Raw genomic sequence first — 21,658 nt, forward strand, 5'->3', positions numbered from 1 at the left:
ACGCCAGCGCAAGGCATCACCCGAATTCATGATTGAAATCCCCATCCTGTTCGAAGACGGCGAAGCGCTGGTCATCGACAAGCCCGCCGGCCTGCCGCTCGACCGGCCCCGCGCCGGCGGCATCTCGCTGGAAGACCGCATCGAGGAACTGAAGCTCGGTTTCCAGCGCCCGCCGATGCCGGTGCACCGGCTGGACCGCGATACCTCGGGCTGCCTGCTGCTGGCCCGCAACCCCAAGGCGCTCAAGCGCTTTTCCGCCGCGTTCGAAGCGCGCCAGGTGGAAAAAGTCTATTGGGGCGTGGTCGCCGGCGACGTGGAAGGCACGGCGGGCACCATCGCGCTGAACCTTTCCAAGATTTCCAGCGCCGCTGCCGGCTGGCGGATGATTGCCGCGAAAAAGGGCAAGCCAGCCGTCACCCACTGGCGCGTGCTGGCGCGCCTGCCGGGGCGCACGCTGGTGGAGTTCCGCCTGGAAACCGGCCGCACCCACCAGGTGCGCGTCCATGCGCTGACCGGCCTGGGCGCGCCGCTGCTGGGCGATCCGGTCTATGGCGATGGCAAGGGCGCCGCGCGCACGCTGCTGCACGCCACGCGCCTTGTCATGCCGCGCGAAGGCAAGGACGCGATCGTGGCCGAAGCGCCGATCCCGGCCGACATTGCGGGCCTGGGCTTCACCCTGTGAGCGACACTCCCGAGGCAATCGTGGCCCGTGCCATGGGCCTTGTGGAGGAAAGCTTCATCGCCGCGGCCGGGCCCGGTGGGCAGAACGTCAACAAGGTGGCGACGGCGGTGCAATTGCGCATCAACGTTTTCGCCCTGCGCCTGGCCCCGCCGGTGTTCCATCGCCTGAAGGAACTGGCGGGCAGCAAGTTCACCAGCGGCGGCGAAATCGTGCTGACCGCACGCCGCTTCCGCACGCAGGAGGCCAACCGCGAGGATGCCCGCGCGCGGCTGGCCGAATTGCTGCGTGACGCGTGCAATCTGCCGGAAAAGCGCGCCAAATCCCGCCTCAACCGCGTGGGCAAAGTGCAGCGGCTGCAAGGCAAGAAAATTCGCGGCGCGGTGAAAGCCGGGCGCGGCAAAGTGCGGCTGGATTGAGCGGCGCTGCGGCGCTTCACCTGGCAGAAAATACAACGTCACCCCGGATTTGATCCGGGGTCCCGCTTGTTCTGGGCGCCTCGCACCACCGCTCAAAGAAAAAGCGGGACCCCGGGTCAAGCCCGGGGTGACGAGGGGATGGGAGCGGCGCGGAGTTTACCCCGCGATCACTCCGAACAGGTCGTGCGCGTCGGCCTCTTCCACCACCACATCGACGAAATCGCCGGCCTTGAGGCTTTCGGACACGTTGCGCAGATAGACGGCGCCGTCGATTTCAGGGGCATCGGCCTGGCTGCGGCCGGTGGCGCCGATGTCGCCATCCTCGTCCGGCTCGCCCACATCGTCGATGATCACGCGCAGGGTGCGGCCCACCTTGGCGGCCAGGCGCGCGGCGCTGATCGCTTCGGTCTTGGCCATGATCCGGGCATAGCGCTCTTCCTTCACCGCGTCGGGCACGGGATCTGGCAGAGTGTTGGCCGCGGCGCCTTCGACGGGTTCGAACCGGAACGCGCCGACGCGATCGAGTTGCGCTTCATCCAGCCAGTCGAGCAGGTACTGGAAATCCTCTTCGGTCTCGCCGGGGAAGCCGACGACGAAGCTGGAGCGGATGGCCAGATCGGGGCAGATGTCGCGCCAGGCCTTGATCCGGTCGAGCACCTTGGCTTCGTTGGCCGGGCGCTTCATCGCGCGCAGCACTTTGGGGCTGGCGTGCTGGAACGGGATGTCGAGATAGGGCGTGAGCAGCCCTTGCGCCATCAGCGGGATGACCTGGTCGACATGCGGATAGGGATAGACATAGTGCAACCGCACCCAGGGCACCTGGCCATCGGGCGTGCGCAGTTGGCCCAGTTCGCGCGCGAGGTCGGTCATGTGGGTGCGCACTTCGCGGCCCTTCCACTGCCTCGTTTCGTGGCGCACGTCCACGCCATAGGCCGAGGTATCCTGGCTGATCACCAGCAGTTCGCGGGTGCCCGCCGCCACCAGCTTTTCCGCCTCGCGCAGCACGGCGTCGATCCGCCGGCTGGCCAGCTTGCCGCGCAGATCGGGAATGATGCAGAACGAGCAGGCGTGGTTGCAGCCCTCTGAAATCTTGAGATAGCTGTAGTGGCGCGGGGTGAGCTTGACGCCGCCCATGTCGTCCAATGCCTGCGGGATCAGGTCGAAGTATGGCCCCATCGCCGGTGGCGCGGCCTCGTGCACCGCTTCCACCACGGCTTCGTACTGGTGCGCGCCGGTCACGGCGAGCACGTCGGGGAAGCGGGCGCGGATCACTTCGGCTTCGTTGCCCATGCACCCGGTCACGATCACGCGGCCGTTTTCGGCAATCGCCTCGCCGATCGCGGCCAGGCTTTCCTCCTTGGCGGAATCGAGGAACCCGCACGTGTTGACCAGCACCACGTCGGCCCCGGCATAATCGGCGCTCATGGCATAGCCATCGGCGCGCAGGCGGGTGAGGATGCGTTCGGAATCGACCAGCGCCTTGGGGCAGCCCAGGCTGACCATGCCCACGCGCTTGGGCTCGGGGGCGGGGGTGGCGGAATTTTCGCGGGAATCGGGGGGAAGTGTGGCCATTGTGGGCGCGCCCATACGCGCAAATCGCGGCCACGTCATCCTATCATCGGTTTTCCCCGGCGGCACGCCGATTGCTGCGATGGGGCGTGAAGGGAAAGCGATGACTTCCTGATGCATGTTTGCGCTTTGGCGCTGCCGGGTCTAGGCACTGCGACATACGGGGGCGCCGCACAGGAAAGAGGTGCAATGGGTCCGGTAAACTGGTTGGCAGTCGTAATGGCCGTGGTGGCGGCCTTGGTGGTGCAGGGCCTGTGGTATGGCCCGCTGTTCGGCCGCGCGCGCCTGGCGGAAGTGGGGCCCGGTGGCCTGGGCCTGCGTGCCGCGCCGGGGCGCACCCTGGCGCTCACCGCCGTGCTGCTGCTGGTCACGTCGTCGATGATGGGCCACATGTTCGCGCGCGTCGGTGCCGGCACGCTGGCGGTCAAGCCCTGGCTCTATTTCATGATGTCCGGCGGCCTGGCCGGCGCCTTCGTGATCCCGTCGCTGTGGATCAGCTATACCCAGCAGCGTGTTTCCACCCGCCTGGCCCTGATCGATGCCGGCTGCGTCATGCTGTGCTACCTGGCAATGGGCACGGTGTTCTGGCTGTTGGGGCATTGAGGCTGGCTTAGGCCTTTCGCCAACACAACATCCTCTCACAAACCCCTACAACCGCACCGGCAGATAAGGCGCGGGATCGCGCGGCACGTTGTCGCGGCGCAACTCGAAATGCAGCGTCGGCTTTTTCGCTTCGCCGCTCTTGCCGATGCGGGCGATGGCCGCACGCGCGGCAACCTGCTGGCCTTCCCTGACCTGCACTTGCCCGAGATAGGCATAGGCGGTGACCCAGCCGCCGCCATGATCGATCAGGATCAACTGGCCAAAACGTTCGGGTTCGGTGCCGGCAAAGATCACGCGGCCGGCCGCGGCGGCGTGGACGGTGGTGCCAGCCAGTGCGGCCAGGTCGATGCCGTTGTTGGGCCGTGTGCCGGTGCGGCCGGTCACCGGCACGCCATAGCGGCCCATGATCGCGCCCGATGTCGGCCAGGCCAGGCGCGGGGCGCCGGCCTCGCGCGCGTGGCTGGGCGCAGGCGTGGGCGCCGGGCGAGGCGGCGGCGCAGGGCGGATCACCGGTGGCGGGCGGCGCACGGGTGCCTGGGCCGCGACCGGTGGCGGCGGCGGAGGGGGCGGGGCAGAAGCCGGGGAGGGCCGGCGCAGCACTTGCCCCTGCGCAATCAGATAGGGCAGCGGCACGCGATTTTCTGCCGCCAGCGCTTCCATCGAAACGCCCATGCGCCGGGCGATCGCGGCAAAGGTGTCGCCCGGCTGGACCACATAGGTCCAGGCGATGATCGGGCTCTCATAGGGCGGGGGCGCGCTGGCCTTCTGCGCCGCCAGCGGCGCAGAAGGCAAAAGCAGGGCCGGCAGCAGCGCGCGCAGCAAGCCCTTACCGTGCCGCTGCGCGCCCGCCACGATCAGGCCTGCGGCACCAGGCGGGTGATCCCGCCCATATAGGGGGCAAGCGCCGCCGGCACTTCTACCGAGCCATCCTCCTGCTGGTAGTTTTCCAGCACGGCCACCAGGGTGCGGCCCACGGCCAGGCCCGAACCGTTGAGCGTGTGGACGAACTCGGTGCCTTTCGCGCCTTCCGGGCGATAGCGCGCGTTCATCCGCCGCGCCTGGAAATCGCCGCAGTTGGAGCACGAGGAAATCTCGCGATAGGCATCCTGCCCCGGCAGCCACACTTCCAGGTCATAGGTGATGCGCGCGGTAAAGCCCATGTCCCCGGCACAGAGCAGCATCTTGCGATAGGGCAGGTCCAGCGCCTGGAGCACGGATTCGGCCGCCTGCGTCATTCGCTCGTGCTCGGCCGCCGAATCCTCGGGCTTGCAGATCGTGACCAGTTCCACTTTGTCGAACTGGTGCTGGCGGATGTATCCGCGCGTGTCGCGCCCGGCGGCGCCCGCTTCGCTGCGGAAGCACGGGGTCAGCGCGGTCATGCGCAAGGGCAGCGCGCTTTCGGCCAGGATCTGTTCGCGCACGGCATTGGTCAGCGAGACTTCGGCCGTGGGGATCAGCCAGCGCCCATCGGTGGTGCGGAACAGGTCTTCGGCAAACTTGGGCAGCTGGCCGGTGCCGAACACCGCCTCGTCCTTGACCAGCAAGGGCGGTGCGCATTCCACGTGGCCGTTCACCCCGGTCTGGTGATCGAGCATGAATTGCGCCAGCGCGCGCTGCAGGCGGGCCATCTGGCCACGCAGGAAGGTGAAGCGCGCGCCCGAAATCAGCGCGCCGGTTTCAAAGTCCAGCCCCAGCGCGGGGCCAAGATCGGCATGTTCTTTGGGCGCGAAGGCAAACTGGCGCGGGGTGCCCCAGCGCGCCACTTCCACGTTGCCGGCTTCGTCTTCGCCTTCCGGCACGGCGTCGGCGGGCAGGTTGGGCAGCGCGGCGAGGGCGGCGGCGGCCTGGGCAGAAAGCTGGCGTTCTTCTTCTTCCAGCGCGGGCAGCGTGGTCTTGAGCGCGGCCACTTCGGCTTTCAGCGCTTGCGCGGTGTCCTTGTCGCCCTTGGCCATGGCCGCGCCGATCAGCTTCGAGGCTTCGTTGCGGCGGCCTTGCGCTTCCTGCATGCGCGTGGCCACGTCGCGGCGCCGCGTGTCGAGCGCCAGCAGATCGGCAGAGGCAGGGGCCACCCCACGGCGGGCGAGGGCGGCGTCGAAGCGGTCCGGGTTTTCGCGGATCAGGCGGATATCGTGCATGGTCGGGCGGCTATGCCCGCAAGCCTGCGTCGATGCAATCGGGCGGATGCGATCAGGCTTGTCGGCAAGGCGCGAATGGGGAACAACGCGGCCATGACGCAGACCCGCCCTGGCCTGGACATCCAGGTTTCCGAACCGCTTGGCATCATCACCCTGGCCAACCCGCCGCTCAATTTCCTGTCGGTGGACCTGCTGGGCCAGATTGCCGATGCGGTGGATGCGTTGGATGGCGATGCCCGCGTGCGCTGCATCGTGCTGCGCGCGGCCGGCAAGACCTTTTGCGCCGGGGCCGATCTGGTGGGGGGCGCTGCGGGCGAAAGCGGCGCGCAAGGGCTGGCTGCGATCCGCCGCCTTTATGACCACGCCGCGCGCCTCTTTGCGCGGGCCAAGCCGATGATCGCGGTCATCAATGGCGCGGCGGTGGGGGCTGGACTGGGCCTGGCACTGTCTGCCGATTTCCGCATTGCCAGCCCGCTTGCGCGCTTTTCGGCCAATTTCGTGGCGTTGGGTTTTCACCCCGGCTTTGCCATCAGTTGCACCCTGCCGCGCGTGGTGGGCGCGCAGCGGGCGGCGTGGATGATGCTTTCGGCCGATCGGGTCAAAGGCGAACAGGCCCTGGAATGGGGCTTGGTCGATCGCCTGGCAGCGCCCGAGGCGCTGGACGAAGCGGCCCTGGCGATGGCGCGCCAGGTGGCGGCCAACGGGCCGCTGGCCCTGGTGGAGGTACGCGCCACCATGACGCGCGGCCTGGCGCAGGACGTGGCCGCCACACTCGATCACGAACTGGCGCGGCAGACGGTGCTGCGCGAAACGGCCGATTATGCCGAAGGCGTGGCCGCGGTGTTCGAACGGCGCGAGGCGCGCTTTACCGGCCGGTAGCAGGGTGCACCCCGTCGACGGTTTGGCTGATAGTATCAAATATATCAGATAATTTCGTGCGCTGCTATGCACGTGTGGTCAACGCAACGCGCCCGAGACGGTGTGCTCACGCGGTCGAAGGTGCTCGTCAAATCGGACTTAATCATATAGAAATAAAGGATTATATGGCGATGTGCGCGCCAGTCCTGCAATTATGCCACCGGTAGCACGGCGAAAAATGCATTAATATATTGATTAAAAAACATAAAAATCCATTTCCCAGCTTTTTTTGTCCGATTTATCCGTCACGATATGATATCGTATAATATATTTGACTCATATTCTGAGATATGATGGATTGCGCCCCATTCAGAACATGAGGGGCAAAACATGCGATCGAGATCTCACCTTTTCCGGGGTTCGGCGGGCCTTGGCGCGCTGACGATGGTGCTGCTGTCGTCGGCTGCGGCGGCGCAGGACTATGTCGCGCCGCTGCCAGCCAATCCCGCCGTTTCGCCCGACACCTCGGACGGTGCGATCGTCGTCACCGGCACACGCATCAAGCGGGCCGACCTGCAAAGCAACAGCCCGCTCAGCGTGGTGAGCGCCCAGGAACTGCAATACCAGGGCAACACCAATGTCGAAGACGCGCTCAACCGCATGCCGCAGTTCACCGCCGACGCGAACGACAACGTGTCCAACGGGTCTGACGGCACGGCGCAGATCAACTTGCGCAACCTCGGCGCCAACCGCGTGCTGACCTTGCTCAACGGCCAGCGCATGCTGCCCGGCCAGGCGATGGACATCAACTTCGTGCCTTCGGCGCTGATCGAGCGGATCGACGTGGTCACGGGCGGCGCATCGGCGGTCTATGGCTCTGACGCCATTTCGGGCGTGGTCAACTTCATCCTGCGCGACAAGCTGGAAGGGCTGCGCGTCGATGCCCAGGGCAGCATCAACAACCATCACAACAACAATGCCTATGTGCGCGGCCTGCAATCCGCGCGCGGCTATGAAACAGCGCCCAACTGGGTGACCGACGGCGGCAAGGTGGATGTGAACGGCGCCTTTGGCCACAGCTTTGCCGGCGGGCGCGGCCATGTCACGGTCTATGGCGGCTATCGCAAGACCAACCCGGTGCTGCAATCCTCGCGCGATTATTCGGCCTGTGCGCTCAACCAGGCGGACGATGTGGGCACGGGGTTGGCCTGCGGGGGTTCGTCCAACACCACCTATGGCACCTTCGTGCCGCTGACCGGGCCCAGCGCCGGATCGGGCTACATCACCAATGCCAAGGATGGCTCCAAGACCTGGGTGCCTTACGATTCATCCTATGCCTACAACTACACGCCCACCAACTACATCCAGCGGCAGGACACGCGCTATACCGGCGGTGGCTTCCTCAGCTTCGACGTGTCGGATGCGGCCAAGCTCACCGGCTCGCTCATGTACATGGACGACCAGACCCATTCGCAAGTGGCACCCTCGGCCCTGTTCCTGGGCACGTCGTTCAACATCAACTGCGACAATCCGCTGATGAGCGCGAGCCAGGCGACCGCACTGTGCGGCGCGGCGGCGGGCACGAGCCAGACCGAAAGCACGCTGATCGGCTATCGCCTCAACAACGATTTCTCGCGCCGCGACGATCTGCGCCACAAGGACTATCGCTATAACCTGGGGGTGCAGGGCGATCTCGGCCACGGCTTCAGCTATAACGTGGACTACATGTTCGCCCTGGTCCGCTACAACGAGACCTACAGCAACAACGTGGACAACGTGAAAGCGCAGCGCGCGCTCAACGTGGTCAATGTCAACGGCACGCCCACCTGCCAGTCGGTGATCGACGGCACCGATCCCGATTGCGTGCCGATCGACGTGTTCCAGGCCAACGGCATCACCTCCGCCCAGGCCAAGTACCTGTTCAGCAACAGCAACACCGCCAGCCGCAACAGCCTGCGCCAGGTCACCGCCGGGCTCAACGGCGATCTGGGCACGTTCGGCATCAAGACGCCTTGGGCCAAGAATGGCGTGGCCATCGCGCTGGGCGTGGAAAACCGCAAGGAAACCCTGCTGTTCACTGCCGATGCCGTGGCCAAGCAGGGCGGCACCACCGACGCCGATGGCGAAATCAGCGTGTGGGAAGGCTATGGCGAAGTAGAAGTGCCGATCCTGGAGGACGTGCCCTTTGCCCACCGCCTCACGCTCAACGGCGGCCTGCGCTATTCCTCGTACACCAACGACCAACTCTCCAGCGGCAATCATTCGGCCTATCGCGTGTGGACCTACAAGGGCGAACTGGCCTGGGCGCCCGATACCACGGTGCGCCTGCGCACCAGCTACAACCGTGCCATCCGCGCGCCCAACATTACCGAACTGTTCGGCTCGCAAAGCGTGGGCAACGTCTCGCTCAGCGATCCGTGCGCGGGCACCGATCCCACCGCTTCGGCCACGGCCTGCGCGGCCACCGGTGTAACCGCCGCCCAATATGGCACGGGCGCGGTGATCCAGTGCCCGGCCGATACCTGTTCTCAGCTCTCGGGCGGCAACCCGGCGCTCAAGCCGGAAAAGGCCGATACGATCACCGTGGGCCTGGTGCTGACGCCTGCGGACTTGCGCAATTTCTCGGTCTCGGTGGATTATTACCACATCAAGGTGAAGGACTATATCTCCACCATCGATCCCTCGCTGATCGTGTCGCAGTGCGTGTCGACGGGCGATCCCTATTACTGCGGGCTGTTCCACCGCGATCCGCAATCGGGCGCGATCTTCGGCACCAACGGCTATATCGTCTCCACCACGCTCAACACCGGTTCGCTCAAGACCGACGGCATCGATCTCAACATCGATTACATGCGCGATCTGGGCCGGATCGGCCGCCTCAGCTTCAACTTCGCCGGCACCTTCCTGCTCAGCCAGGTGAACGAGCCGCTGCCGGGCCTGGGCACCTATGATTGCAAGGGCTATTTCGGCTATACCTGCGGCCAGCCCAACCCGGAATGGCGCCACAATGCCCGCCTCACCTGGTCGGCCCCGCGCGAGGTGGCCACCGTGTCGCTCGCCTGGCGCCACATCGGCGGTACGCGCCTGTCGAGCACGTCGAGCAACAGCTTCCTCACCGGCACGGGCAGCCTGATCAACGGGCGCATCAAGTCCTACGACTATATCGACCTGGCGATGACCGGGCGGATCAACCGGGCGATCAACGTGCGGGCAGGCGTGAACAACCTGTTCGATCGCGATCCGCCGGCGATCGCCTCGGGCATCCTGTCCTCGTTCGGCAACGGCAACACCTATCCGGGCGTCTATTCGGCGCTGGGCCGCAACCTGTTCGTGGGCGCCACCCTGGCGTTCTGATCCCTGGCCAACGCAAAGGCCCTGGTCGCTGTGCAGCAACCAGGGCCTTGTTCATTGGGGGCCGGGGTGGTTCAGGCGGCCAGGCCGAACGGATCGTCGATCGAATGGGCTGGCTGGGTGAACCATGCGGCGCCGGTTTCGGTGACGTGGAAATGGTCTTCCAGGCGGATGCCAAAGCGTTCTGGCAGCACGATCATCGGTTCGTTGGAAAAGCACATGCCCGGCGCCAGCGGCGTGGTATCGCCGCGCACCAGATAGGGCCCTTCGTGGATCGACAGGCCAATGCCGTGGCCGGTGCGATGGGGCAGGCCGGGCAGGCGATAGTCCGGGCCCAGCCCGGCGCGCTCCAGCACGCGGCGGGCGGCCGCGTCGATCGCTTCGCAGGCCACGCCCGGCCGCACCGCATCGAAAGCCGCCGCTTGCGCCTCGCGCTCCAGGTTCCAGATACGGCGATGCTCGTCGCTGGGTGTGCCGAAAACATAGCTGCGCGTGATGTCAGACGTATAGCCTTGCACATAGCAGCCCGTGTCGATCAGCACGACATCGTCCTGCTCCAGCCGCCGTTCGCCCGGCAGGCCGTGGGGAAACGAGGTGCCCCGGCCGAATTCGACGATGCAGAAACTGTTGCCGGCCGCACCCAGCGCGCGATGCGCCGCCTCGATGAAGCGGGTCACTTCGCCCGCCGTGATGCCGGGGCGCAGGATGCGCGCGACGCGGCGATGCACTTCCAGTGTCATCTGCTTGGCCTGGGTCATGATCGCCAGTTCGGCGGGGGACTTGATCGCGCGGCAAGGCTCGATGATCGGCCCGCCATCGGCCAGGGCCACGCCCGGCGCGGCCGCTTGCAGGCGCAGCGCCATCTGGAACGGAAAGGCCGGATCGATCGCCAGACGCGTCACCCGCCCGCCCGACAGCAGCGCGGCCATCAGGGTGTGGGGGTTTTCGTGCTCTTCCCACGCGTGGATTTGCGCAGGAATGGCCAACTCTGCTTCGAGCGAACCCAGCTCAAAGCGCGGCGCCACAATCTGCGGGTTGCCGTCGGGCAGGATCAGCATGGCCACCAGACGCTCGCTGGCACCCCATGGCACACCGGCAAAATAGCGCAGGCTTGCCCCGGCATTGACCAGCAGCGCGTCGACGCCCTGTGCGGCCATCAGGCCCCGCGCCTTGGCCAGGCGATCATGATATTCGCCTGCGGTGATCGGCGCAGCACGCGCTGCCCAGGGTTGCAATTGCGCCAGTTCGGCTTGTGCGGTGGAGCCACCGATACCCAGCGTGGTCATGGTCATGATCCTTTGGTGAAAGCGGAAAACGGGTCAGGCAAAGCGATCGAGATCGAACGGCGCCAGATCGATCGCGGGTGCGGTGCCGTCCACCAGGTCTGCCACGATGCGCGCGGTGGCCGGCGCCAGGGTCAGCCCCAGGTGCTGGTGGCCAAAGGCATAGACCAGATTGGCGGCGCGGGTGCTGCGGCCAATGGCGGGCAGGTAATCGGGCAGGGTGGGGCGCGCGCCCATCCATTCGCGGTGCGTGGTCTCGAACGGCAGGTTCAGGGCCCTGATGCGATGGCGCAGCGCCTGCCATTTGCGCGGGTCCGGGGGGGAATCCGGGCGGGCCAGTTCGACAAAGCTGGACGCACGCACCCCATCGGCAAAGCGCGTGACGATCATCGCATGGTCCTCGAACACCACGGGCGGCAGTTCGGCTGGCCAGTGTGCGCCTGCGGCGTGAAGGTGATAGCCGCGCTCGGCAATCATCGGCACGGTATGGCCCAGGGCCTGCGCCAGCGGGCGGGATCCGATCCCCGCAGCCAGCACGACGACGTCGTCAGGGGGGCTGCCCACCACCCGGCAATGGCCCAGTGCCGTTCGCTCCAGGCGCGCCGGGCCATCGCGCCAGCGGCCGCCGGCCGCGGCAAAGGCTGCATGCAGCGCGGCAAACACCGCGGCGTGCCCGACGATGCGCCCGCTGCCGATACAGCGGATCGCCCCGGCCGGACGCCGCCCGATGAGCGCGGCGATTTCGTCCAATTCGCCTGCGTCGGCAGGACGAAACCGCGCGGTCGGCGTGTCGAGTCCCAGCCAGCCCGCCGCGCCCGCCTTGGCGCGGGCGGGATCGGACCACACGACCAGGTGGCCATCCTGGCGCAGCAGGCCCGGCGCGTCGAGCCGCTGGGCGAGTGCCTGCCAGGCCGGCATGGCATCGGCCATCAGGGCGGCAAGCGCGGCGCGCCCGGCGGCAAAGCGGCCGGGGGTGCTGGCGGCCAAGAGGCGCAGCCCGAACGGCAGCCACGCCCCCGCGTCGCGCGGGGGCAAAGACAGCGCGGCGCCCTGTCCCCACAACCGGCGCGGCAGGGCGCGCAAAGCGGCGGGGGAAGCCAGCGGCTCCACCTGCTCCACCGCGATGTGCCCGGCATTGCCCCACGATGCCGAATGTCCGCGTCCGGCGCGCGTGCCGCTATCGGCATCATGGATGGTGACAGCATGGCCACGGTCTTGCAGCGCCAACGCAATGGTCAGGCCAACGATGCCGCCGCCGATCACGGCGATGGAAGCAGGGCGGGAAGAGGCAGGCATCGCTGAAATCCAATAGAGGTTGCGATCGGGCGCGCAAGCTCAGCGCGGGGTAAGCGTGAGGACGGTGGGCCCTGTTCCCAGCGCCAGGGCGGTGGCGCCGCGCTCGGCCGTGCCGCGGTCGGCGGCATAGCGGCGCCCGGTCGCGGTCGTGGTGGTCAGCACGAGGCGGGCCTGCGGTTCGTTGGGCCCGGCCGGATCGAGCGTGAGCTGCACTTTGCCGCTGGCGAGGTCATAGCGCGCGCGGGCGATGCGCCCCGCTTCCAGCGTGATCCACAGGCCGGCCGGGGCAATGAACAGGCGGCGGCGTGCGCCATCCTGCGGAACGATGGCGATGGAGCGCTGCCCCGGCGTCACCGCCCCGCCAAACCCCAGCCAGCCCAGGCGATCGTCATGCACCAGATAGGTCGCTGCGGCGATGGCGTGGCCATAGAAGCCCATGCCGTAATCGCCGCTATAGGCATCCCAGCGCATCATGTCGGGCCAGCTGTGGAACGCGGCCGAACCAAAACCCTGCTGGTCGATATTGGTGATCCCGCCCATCAGCCCGCCATAGGCGACGCGCAGCAGGTGCAGGTCTGCCGGATCGCGGCGATAGGCATCGAACAGCGGCACGGCATTGAGCGCGGAGCCATAGTGGTGGATCTGCCGCTCGATCCGCGCCACTTTGCCGCCATAGAGGAAATCCCAATAGCGGCGGGCATTGCCGTTGTAGCCCCAGCTTGGGATCGTGGGGTCATAGCCTAGGATCACTTCGCGGGTCTCCTCGGCCTGGCGATCATGGCCGAAATGGCGCATCCAGGCATAGACTTCGGCCTGGCCGGTGGAATCCCAGGCCATCTCGCTGCCGAATGGATAGGCCAGGCTCTTCCAGTGATCGGCCCGCGCGCGCATCGCCGCCTCCATCGCATCGGCCTTGTCGGTCATGCCTTCGTGGCGCAGGTCGGCCAGGATATCGAGGAAGACATCGCCCTCCATCTGCCCGAACTGCGCATATTCGGGCGCCTCGCGCACCATCGCCATGCTCGTGCGCCAGGCCCAGTCGAGGTGGAACCGCCAATCGTGGCGCGTGACCAGGCCCGCCTGGTTGCGCGCCAGGCGATAGAGCACCCAGTGCCCGATCGCGACGTGGGGATAGTTGTAGGATCGCCCCAGGTCTTGCGCCTGCGCCTTGGACCACGATGCCCAGGTGTGCCAGTCGATCTTGGGGTCATAGGCCTCGGGCAGGGCCGTGGGGTCATAATAGAACAGGCTCTTGCGCACGCCGCCGGCCTGCGGGCCGCTGTCGACCTGCAGGTGGCCCAGCACCGTTTCATCGACCAGTCGCTCCAGCTTGGCCACTTCCGCGCGGTTGGGGTTGTCGAGCTGCTTGGCGATGGCTGCCACCCAGCTGCCCGCGCCGCCTTCATCGCTCATCCCCGCGATCCACACCCGCGCGTCCTGCGTCACCACGTGGTTGGCCTCGCGGTCATAGGTCAGGATCGCGGGGTTGCGGTGGAACGGGTCGGATGCCGGTTCGAACCATTGCGCCGTGGTGGAAAAGTGGCCCAGGTCCGCCATGACCTGCGGCAGCGGCTTGGTGATGAAATAGCTGACGGTCTGCTTTTGCCCGTCGGCATAGGCGATGGTCAGCCGTGCCTGGCCCCAGCCATGGGCGGTCACGCGATAGAGCGCCCAGGGCTTGCCCTGCTTGCCCGGCCCGCTGCCATCGCGCCGGGCCACCAGCGCGCCCTTCGGCCAGGCGGTCACGCTGGTCACCCGGCTCGGGCTGTTGAGGAACAGCGTGGCCACCTGGTCGGTCGGCACGACATAGCCGGGAATGCCCACCGCCACCGGCCGGCCCTGCTGCACCAGCGTATCCTCGATCGCGCGGATCGAGGGGGACAGGGCAAAGCGCAGGCCCACCTGCCGCCGCGCGCCGGGCGCCAGGGTGAAGCTGGTGGGCGCGTTCCATGGCGTGCCGGCCCCGGCCCATTCGCGTTCGGCCAGGGCCTTGCTCGCGATGGTCCAGTCATAGAACCCTTCGGATACTTGGCTGCGCGGGCTCTTTTCGGTGAACGCCGTGCCCGCCGGCGCCTTGGCCGCTTCGGCCAGCGGCACATAGGCTTCCAGCGGGGTGCCGCGTTCGGGCAGGATCAGCAGCGCGGGGCCGGCGCCGTTGAGGCGCGTGACCTGCACATAGCCGGCGTCGCGGCCGATATAGGGATCGGCAAAGCTGGCCTGGGCATGGGCCTGTTGCAGATCGCGGTCGGCGATGATGTTGTCGAACACCATCGGCAGGCCCAGCGCGCCGATCTCCACCGGCAGGGTGCCGGTGTTGACCAGCACGAAGCGCAGCGCAGGCGCGCCATCGACCATGGCCCAGTGCCGCTCCACCCGGATCGGCAGGCCAGCGCCCAGGCTGGCGGAAATATCGGCGGCGGCCACTTCGCCGGGGCGCGTGGGCAGCGGGATTATCGCCTGGCGATGGCGGGCCGAAGCGTAATCCTGCCAGGCGCCCCCGCCCACCCGCAGGCGCAAGTGGATATCGCCCACGTGGTTGTACCCATCGCCCGCCCGCTCGCCTTCGCGCCCCGCCGGCACGAAATCGAACGCAGGGTCGCTGCGGGGTGACAGGCGCGCCAGCGTTTGCGTATCCTGGCGCAGCGCCATCAGGAACGCGGCCGTGTCGACCGGCATGGTGGCCGGCAGCGGTGCTTGCCTGGCGAGTGGCGTCGGTTCCGCCCAGGCCTCGGGCGCCGTGGCGAGCAAGGCCAGCGTGGTGGACAGGAACAGGTAAGGGGAGCGGATCATCGGGCAGGGTCCATCATCCGGCAATAGCGCGGCAGCCGTGGAACGGTGGCGTCAGGACGATGGCTTGTCAAATATAATATACGATATAATGTGCGGGGCCATTCCCTGGTCGTCAGGCCGTCACCCATACGAAAGATCTGCTCCATGAAACTCAGCCGGCGCGCATGGATGGCCAGCACGGGCATCGGCATCATCGCCTTGGCGCAAGCGGGCCGCGCCGTGGCGGCACCAGCCGATCTCGCCGCGTCCCGCATCCGCCCTCTGCCGCTCGACGCGGTGCGCCTGTTGCCTTCTGACTATGCCCGCGCGGTCGCGGTCAATCGGCAATACCTGCTCGCGCTGGAGCCTGATCGCCTGCTGCACAATTTCCATGCTTATGCCGGCCTGGCGCCCAAGGCGCCGCTTTATGGTGGCTGGGAAGCCGATACCATTGCCGGCCATACGCTGGGCCATTATCTTTCTGCCCTGGCGCTGATGTGGCAGCAGGTGGATGATGGCGAATGCCGCCGCCGCGCCGACTATATCGTGGCCGAACTCGCCGCCGCCCAGGCCGCGCGCGGCAGTGGCTATGTCGGCGCGCTGGGCCGCCGCACCAAGGACGGCAGGATCGTGGATGGAGAACCGATCTTCCACGAAGTGATGGCCGGGAAGATCACCTCGGGCGGGTTCGATCTCAATGGCTCGTGGTCACCGCTCTACACCGTGCACAAGGTCATGGCCGGGCTGCTCGATGTCCACGCCGCCTGGGGCAATGCCCAGGCGCTGGCCGTCACGCTCGGCCTTGCCGGCTATTTCCAGAACGTCTTCGCCGCGCTCGACGATGCACAGATGCAGACGCTTTTGGGCTGCGAATATGGTGGCCTCAACGAAAGCTATGCCGAACTGGCCGCGCGCACCGGCGATGGGCAATGGCTGGCGGTGGCGCAGCGCCTCTATGACCGGCGCGTGCTCGATCCGCTTGTCGCCGGCAAGGACGAGCTGGCCAATTTCCACGCCAACACGCAGGTGCCCAAGGTGATCGGCCTGGCGCGCATTCATGATCTGACCGGCAAGGACGAACCGGCCCGCGCCGCGCGCTTCTTCTGGCAGGCGGTGACGGGCCACCATTCCTACGTCATCGGCGGCAATGCCGATCGCGAATATTTCTCCGCGCCCGATACCATCGCCGATCACATCACCGAGCAGACCTGCGAGCATTGCAACAGCTACAACATGCTCAAGCTGACGCGGGCGCTCTATCGCTGGCAGCCCGACGCGGCCTGGTTCGACTATTACGAACGCACCCATCTTAACCACGTCATGGCCGCGCAAGACCCGGAAACCGGCGGCTTTACCTATATGACCCCGCTGATGAGCGGCACGGCGCGGGAATATTCGACGCCCGATGACGATCCGTTCTGGTGCTGCGTGGGCACCGGCATGGAAAGCCACGCCAAGCACGGCGATTCGATATTCTGGGAAGACGGCGCTACGCTTTACGTCAATCTCTATATCCCCGCCCAGGCGCGCTGGCAGGCCAAGGGCTTGGCCCTGCGCCTGGAAACCGCCTATCCCTTCGAACCCGAAGCCACGCTGACGCTGGATACCGTGCCGCGCAAGGCGGCCTTTGCCGTGGCACTGCGCGTGCCGGGCTGGGCACGCGGGCGGGCGCTGGTTTCGGTCAACGGGCAAACGGTGCGGCCGGTGGAGCGCAACGGTTATGCCATCCTGGCGCGCCCGTGGCGCAGCGGGGATCGCGTGGGCCTGGTCCTGCCGCTCGACCTGCGGCTGGAACCGGCGGCCGGCGCGCCCGATACCGTGGCCGTGCTGCGTGGTCCGCTGGTCATGGCCGCAGACCTGGGCGCGGCCCAGGCGCCGTGGACCGGCCCCGATCCCGCCATGGTCGGCGAAGCGCCGCTGGCCGCGTTCCGGGCGGTGCCCTCGGCCCATCCGCGCTATGCCACCAAGGGCGTGCTGCGCCCGGCCGACCTTTCCTTCGTGCCGTTCTACAGCCGGTATGCGCGGCGCAGTGCGGTCTATTTCAAGCGCTTTTCCGAAGCCGCGTGGAAAGACCAGGAAGCCGCCTATCTGGCCGAGCAGGCCCGCGCGCGTGACATCGCGGCGCGGTCGGTCGACGTAATGCACCTGGGCGAAATGCAGCCCGAACGCGATCATGCCCTGGCATCGGAACTGTCCTATCCGGTCACCTATCGCGGCCGCAACGGGCGCGATGCGCGCTCGGGCGGCTATTTCGAGTTCACCATGAAAGTGCAAGCCGGGCCGATGCGACTCCAGGCCAGCTATTGGGGCGCTGAGCGCCGCCGCGTGTTCGATATCCTGGTCGATGGCACGGTCATCGCCACCCAGACGCTCGACATGGATCGTCCCGGCCAGTTCATCGATGTGGAATACGCCGTGCCCGAACGGTTGACCGCCGGCAAGGCCAGCGTGCGCGTGCGCTTTGTCCCCCATGCGCGCGAAAGCGCCGGCCCGGCGTTCGGGGTGCGCATGATCGCGCCCGCGCCCGTGGCCAATCCGGCCGGCACGAACAAGGGTGATCCGGGGGTTGCCATTTGATGGAATATAGTATACGAAAACCGACAAGATTTCGGAGGAACGATAAATGACCATTGCCAAGGCGTTGTGGAAGGGCGTCTATCCTGCCGCCACGACCCAGTTCGCCGCCGATCTGTCGATCGATTATGATGCCACGCAAAAGGTGCAGACCGCGCTCGTCGACGATGGCGTCAACGGCCTGATCCTGCTCGGCACCTGCGGCGAGAACAATTCGCTCGAAGCCGATGAAAAGCGCAAGGTGCTGGCCGCCGGCGTGGAAGCCGTGGGCGGCCGCGTGCCGCTGGTGGCGGGCGTTTCGGAATTCACCACCGCGCGCGCCATCGACTATGCGCGCGACGCGGAAAAGCTTGGCGTCGATGCGCTGATGCTGCTGCCCGCGATGGTCTATGTGCCGACCACCAACGAATTGCAGGCCCATTTCCGCGCTGTGGCCGAGGCCACTTCGCTGCCGATCATGCTCTACAACAACCCGCCCGCCTATCGCGTGAATGTCGATTTCGACACGCTTGATGCGCTGCAGGACGTGCCCAACATCGTCGCGATCAAGGAAAGCGCGCCCGATACCCGCCGCATCACCGATGTGATCAACCGCTTTGCCGATCGCTACACCGTGATGGCCGGGCTGGACGACGTGGCGTTCGAAGGCTTGCTGCTGGGCGCATCGGGCTGGGTTTCGGGCCTGACCAGCGCGTTCCCCGAAGAATCCGTGCGCCTGGTGGCCGCGCTGGACGAAGGCCGGATCGAGGAAGCGCGCGATATCTATCGCTGGTTCATGCCGCTGCTGCACCTTGATGCCGAACACGATCTGGTCCAGTCGATCAAGCTGGCCGAACAGATCATGGGCCGGGGCAGCGAGCGTGTGCGCATGCCGCGCCTGCCGCTGACGGGGGCGCGCCGCGCCCAGGTGGCCGCCTGGGTGGAACAGTGTGCCGCCACGCGTCCCTGCCTCAAGGCGGCCGTCGCGGCCTGAGGAAAGACCGCATGCGCCATCACTTCTTCTGCGTCGATGGCCACACGGCCGGGAACCCCGTTCGCCTGGTGGCGGGCGGGGCGCCCCTGCTGCGCGGCGCAAGCATGATCGAGCGGCGCCAGGATTTCCTGGAGCGGTTCGACTGGATCCGCACCGGGCTGTGCTTCGAACCGCGCGGGCACGACATGATGTCGGGCGGGTTCCTCTATCCGCCCACGCGCGCCGATACCGATTGCGGCATCCTGTTCATCGAAACCTCGGGCTGCCTGCCGATGTGCGGCCATGGCACCATCGGCCTGGTCACCTTCGGGCTGGAACATGGCCTGATCCAGCCGCGCGAGCCGGGCTTCCTGCGGATCGAAGTGCCCGCCGGGGTGATCGAGATCCACTATGGGCAGGAGGGCCAGCGCGTGCGCTGGGTGCGCATCCGCAACGTGGCGGCCTATGTCGCCGCCACCGGCATCGCCATCGATGTGCCCGGCTTCGGCCCGCTCAGCCTCGACATTGCCTATGGCGGCAACTTCTACGCGATTGTCGAGCCGCAGGGCGCCTATACCGGGCTCGATGACCTGGGCGCCGCGCGCATCGTGGAATTGAGCCGCACCGTGCGCGAACTGGTGCGCGCACAGATCACGCCCGTGCACCCGCTCGACAGCCGCATCCAGGGCGTGAGCCACGTGCTCTGGGCCGATAAGCCCAAGGGCGAGGGCGCCGACGGGCGCAACGCGGTGTTCTATGGCGAGCGGGCGATCGACCGCAGCCCTTGCGGCACGGGCACCTCGGCGCGCATGGCGCACCTGGTGCACAAGGGCGTGCTCGCGCCGGGCGACCGCTTCGTTCACGAAAGCTACATCGGCAGCCGCTTCATCGGCCGGGTGGAAGACCGCGCCGATCTTGCCGGCACGCCGGGGATCATCCCCTCGATCGAGGGTTCGGCGCTGGCCACCGGCTTCAACACCATCTGGATTGACCGCGAAGATCCGTTCTGGGCCGGCTTCACGGTCGTCTGATAAAAGGGCAGGGCATGAAATCGCTGTTGGGGCCGCGCAAGCCGGTCGTACCCGAGGCTGGCGACACCAGCGGTTCGCATCGGCTGAAAGCCACGCTGTCCTGGCCGCACCTGGTCGCGCTCGGCGTGGGCGCCATCGTCGGCACAGGCATCTATACCCTGATCGGCGTGGGGGCAGAGCGCGCCGGGCCGGCGGTGATCCTGGCCTTCCTGGTGGCGGGCGCGGTCTGCGCCTGCGCTGCGCTCGCCTATGCCGAGATGGCCACGCTGATGCCCGCGGCCGGCGGCGCTTATACCTATACTTACGCGGTGCTGGGCGAAACACTGGCCTGGATCGTGGGGTGGAGCCTGATTCTGGAATATTCACTGGCCTGCTCCACCGTGGCGGTGGGCTGGTCGGGCTATCTCGTCGGCTGGCTGCAATCGGCGGGCATCCACCTGCCGGCGGCGCTGCTGGTGGGGCCGCACGCGGGCGGGCTGGTCAACCTGCCGGCGGTGGTGGTGTCGTTGGCGATCGCCGCCATGCTCACGCTGGGCACGCGTGAAAGCGCCACGCTCAACATCGTGCTGGTGGTGATCAAGATGGTCGCGCTTGCCGCCTTCGTCGCCCTGGCGCTGCCCGCGTTCGATGCGGCCCATTTGCACCCGTTCATGCCCTATGGCTTTGCCAGCCATGTGCAGGGCGGAGAAACGCGCGGCGTGATGGCGGCGGCGGCCGTGGTGTTCTTTGCCTTCTACGGCTTCGATGCCGTGGCCACCTCGGCCGAGGAAGCGCGCAATCCCGGCCGCGACCTGACGATCGGCATCGTTGGCTCCATGGCGCTGTGCACGCTGATCTATATCTTGGTGGCGGTGGCCGCGATCGGCGCGCTGCCGTTTACCGCGCTGGGGCAATCGGCCGAGCCATTGGCCCTGGTGCTGCGCACGCTGGGCCACCCGCTCGCCAGTTGGGCCATTGCCGGGGCGGCGCTGGTGGCGCTGCCTTCGGTCATCCTGGTGATGATGTACGGGCAAAGCCGCATCTTCTTCGTCATGGCGCGCGACGGGCTGCTGCCCCCGGTGCTGGCGCGGGTTTCGGCCAAAAGCGGCACGCCGCGCCTGGTGACGATGATCACCGGCGTGTTCGTGGCGGCGGTCGCCGGGTTCTTCCGGCTGGACGAGATTGCCGAGCTGGCCAACGCCGGCACGCTGCTGGCGTTCATCGCGGTGGGCCTGTCGATGATGGTGCTGCGCCGCACCGCGCCCGATCTGCGCCGCATCTTCCGCAGTCCCGCGCCCTATGTGGTGGGCACGCTGACCGTGCTGGGCTGCCTCTACCTGATGGCCTCGCTGCCCACCAAGACGCTGGTGCGCTTTGCCGAATGGAACGCCATCGGCCTGGCGATCTACTTGCTTTATGCCCGCGGGCGCAGCCTGGCGGGCCGCACTTAAAGCAGGTTCAATTGCTGGCGCAGGTCGTTGAGCGTGCCGGTGATGTGCGCGGCGGCCAGTTCCTGCGCCCGGCTGGCATTGCGCGAAAGCCAGGCCTGCAGCAGGCCGTTGTGTTCGTCATGCGCGCGGTCGCCGCGCCCGGCCGGCGCCAGGTGCGCCACGGTATAGCGCTCCGACATGATCTGCAGCCGCTCGATCAATTGCATGGTCAAGGCGCGGCGGCAGGGCCGGGTCAGCGCCACATGAAACTCGCGGTTGCGCATGGCCACCAACTCGGCCTGGCTGGTGGCGGCTTCGTCCAGCGCCTGCATCGCGGCAATGGCGGCGGCGCGTTCCTCGTCGGTGGCGGCCAGCGCGGCCAGGCCCACGGCGGCCGGCTCCACCGCCAGGCGCAGGGCATAGATTTCCTCGGCCTCGTCCGCGCTCATCGCGCGCACGAAATAGCCGCGGTTGGCATGGGAAACGAGCAGGTTTTCCTGCTCCAGCCGGGCCAGCGCCTCGCGCAGCGGGATCTTGCTCACGCCGAATTCGGCGGCCAGCGCATCCTGGCGGATCGGCTGGTCCTCGGCCAGTTGCCCGGAAACCACTTTCTCGCGCACAAGGTCGAAAATGCGATCGGCCAAGGTACGCACAACAAGGCTCATTCCTGATCACTCCCGAAGCCGCAGCCCTGCGGCAGATGCCGCGCCCGCCCCGCGCGGTGACCATA

16 protein-coding genes are annotated in these 21,658 nt (G+C 67.2%); 9 read left to right on the plus strand and 7 right to left on the minus strand.

The features are described from left to right. Positions 1–28: 28 nt before the first annotated feature. Together FHT19_RS00105 and arfB are read left to right on the plus strand one after the other, a co-directional pair. The gene (locus FHT19_RS00105; RefSeq protein WP_169473186.1) at positions 29–682 is read left to right on the plus strand and encodes an RNA pseudouridine synthase; all 654 of its coding nucleotides are present in this window, start codon (positions 29–31) and stop codon (positions 680–682) included. 32 nt (positions 683–714) lie between these two features. Next, a complete protein-coding gene (gene arfB, locus FHT19_RS00110; RefSeq protein ID WP_168555358.1) occupies positions 715–1,098 on the plus strand; it encodes an alternative ribosome rescue aminoacyl-tRNA hydrolase ArfB in 384 nt (127 codons plus the stop codon). Positions 1,099–1,254: 156 nt separating this feature from the next. Here arfB and rimO read toward each other — a convergent pair whose 3' ends face one another. Further along, on the minus strand, positions 1,255–2,670 hold the full coding sequence (gene rimO / locus FHT19_RS00115; protein ID WP_248290203.1) for a 30S ribosomal protein S12 methylthiotransferase RimO: 1,416 nt from the start codon (positions 2,668–2,670) through the stop codon (positions 1,255–1,257). A 186-nt stretch (positions 2,671–2,856) separates the two neighbouring features. Between rimO and FHT19_RS00120 the strand changes: the two genes are divergently transcribed. Next, entirely contained in the window at positions 2,857–3,270 is a 414-nt protein-coding gene (locus tag FHT19_RS00120) for a DUF1761 domain-containing protein (protein WP_168553786.1), read from the plus strand. A gap of 45 nt (positions 3,271–3,315) precedes the next feature. Here the strand turns inward: FHT19_RS00120 and FHT19_RS00125 are convergent, their stop codons facing one another. Continuing rightward, the gene (locus FHT19_RS00125) at positions 3,316–4,122 is read right to left on the minus strand and encodes a M23 family metallopeptidase (protein WP_169473188.1); all 807 of its coding nucleotides are present in this window, start codon (positions 4,120–4,122) and stop codon (positions 3,316–3,318) included. Between the two features lie 2 nt (positions 4,123–4,124). Next, a complete protein-coding gene (gene serS / locus FHT19_RS00130; RefSeq protein WP_169473189.1) occupies positions 4,125–5,405 on the minus strand; it encodes a serine--tRNA ligase in 1,281 nt (426 codons plus the stop codon). A 93-nt stretch (positions 5,406–5,498) separates the two neighbouring features. On the opposite strand from serS, the gene FHT19_RS00135 reads away from it, so the two are divergent. Next, positions 5,499–6,284, plus strand: coding sequence for an enoyl-CoA hydratase-related protein (locus FHT19_RS00135; protein WP_169473190.1), 786 nt, complete (start codon positions 5,499–5,501; stop codon positions 6,282–6,284). 369 nt (positions 6,285–6,653) lie between these two features. Beyond that, positions 6,654–9,617, plus strand: a complete 2,964-nt coding sequence (locus tag FHT19_RS00140; RefSeq protein WP_169473191.1) for a TonB-dependent receptor — start codon at positions 6,654–6,656, stop codon at positions 9,615–9,617. A gap of 71 nt (positions 9,618–9,688) precedes the next feature. Here FHT19_RS00140 and FHT19_RS00145 read toward each other — a convergent pair whose 3' ends face one another. The 3 genes from FHT19_RS00145 to FHT19_RS00155 are packed head-to-tail and all read right to left on the minus strand — an operon-like array spanning position 9,689 to position 14,983. Further along, the gene (locus tag FHT19_RS00145; RefSeq protein WP_169473192.1) at positions 9,689–10,906 is read right to left on the minus strand and encodes a Xaa-Pro peptidase family protein; all 1,218 of its coding nucleotides are present in this window, start codon (positions 10,904–10,906) and stop codon (positions 9,689–9,691) included. A 27-nt stretch (positions 10,907–10,933) separates the two neighbouring features. Then, positions 10,934–12,193, minus strand: coding sequence for an FAD-binding oxidoreductase (locus FHT19_RS00150; protein WP_169473193.1), 1,260 nt, complete (start codon positions 12,191–12,193; stop codon positions 10,934–10,936). Positions 12,194–12,232: 39 nt separating this feature from the next. Next, a complete protein-coding gene (locus FHT19_RS00155) occupies positions 12,233–14,983 on the minus strand; it encodes a DUF5695 domain-containing protein (RefSeq protein ID WP_169473195.1) in 2,751 nt (916 codons plus the stop codon). 144 nt (positions 14,984–15,127) lie between these two features. On the opposite strand from FHT19_RS00155, the gene FHT19_RS00160 reads away from it, so the two are divergent. The 4 genes from FHT19_RS00160 to FHT19_RS00175 are packed head-to-tail and all read left to right on the plus strand — an operon-like array spanning position 15,128 to position 20,949. After that, positions 15,128–17,539: a glycoside hydrolase family 127 protein gene (locus tag FHT19_RS00160; RefSeq protein ID WP_248290204.1), complete on the plus strand. Its 2,412-nt coding sequence runs from the start codon at positions 15,128–15,130 to the stop codon at positions 17,537–17,539. 46 nt (positions 17,540–17,585) lie between these two features. Further along, positions 17,586–18,509 (plus strand): dihydrodipicolinate synthase family protein, encoded by a 924-nt coding sequence (locus FHT19_RS00165; RefSeq protein WP_169473197.1) that lies wholly within the window; start codon positions 17,586–17,588, stop codon positions 18,507–18,509. 11 nt (positions 18,510–18,520) lie between these two features. Then, positions 18,521–19,519: a 4-hydroxyproline epimerase gene (locus FHT19_RS00170; protein ID WP_169473199.1), complete on the plus strand. Its 999-nt coding sequence runs from the start codon at positions 18,521–18,523 to the stop codon at positions 19,517–19,519. Between the two features lie 14 nt (positions 19,520–19,533). Continuing rightward, positions 19,534–20,949: an amino acid permease gene (locus tag FHT19_RS00175; protein WP_168553797.1), complete on the plus strand. Its 1,416-nt coding sequence runs from the start codon at positions 19,534–19,536 to the stop codon at positions 20,947–20,949. Here the strand turns inward: FHT19_RS00175 and FHT19_RS00180 are convergent. Next, the gene (locus tag FHT19_RS00180) at positions 20,946–21,593 is read right to left on the minus strand and encodes a GntR family transcriptional regulator (RefSeq protein ID WP_169473201.1); all 648 of its coding nucleotides are present in this window, start codon (positions 21,591–21,593) and stop codon (positions 20,946–20,948) included. The genes FHT19_RS00175 and FHT19_RS00180 overlap by 4 nt on opposite strands. Between the last annotated feature and the right edge of the window lie 65 nt (positions 21,594–21,658).

Source organism: Novosphingobium sp. SG919 (assembly GCF_012932495.1).
Taxonomy (GTDB): Bacteria; Pseudomonadota; Alphaproteobacteria; order Sphingomonadales; family Sphingomonadaceae; genus Novosphingobium; species Novosphingobium rhizosphaerae.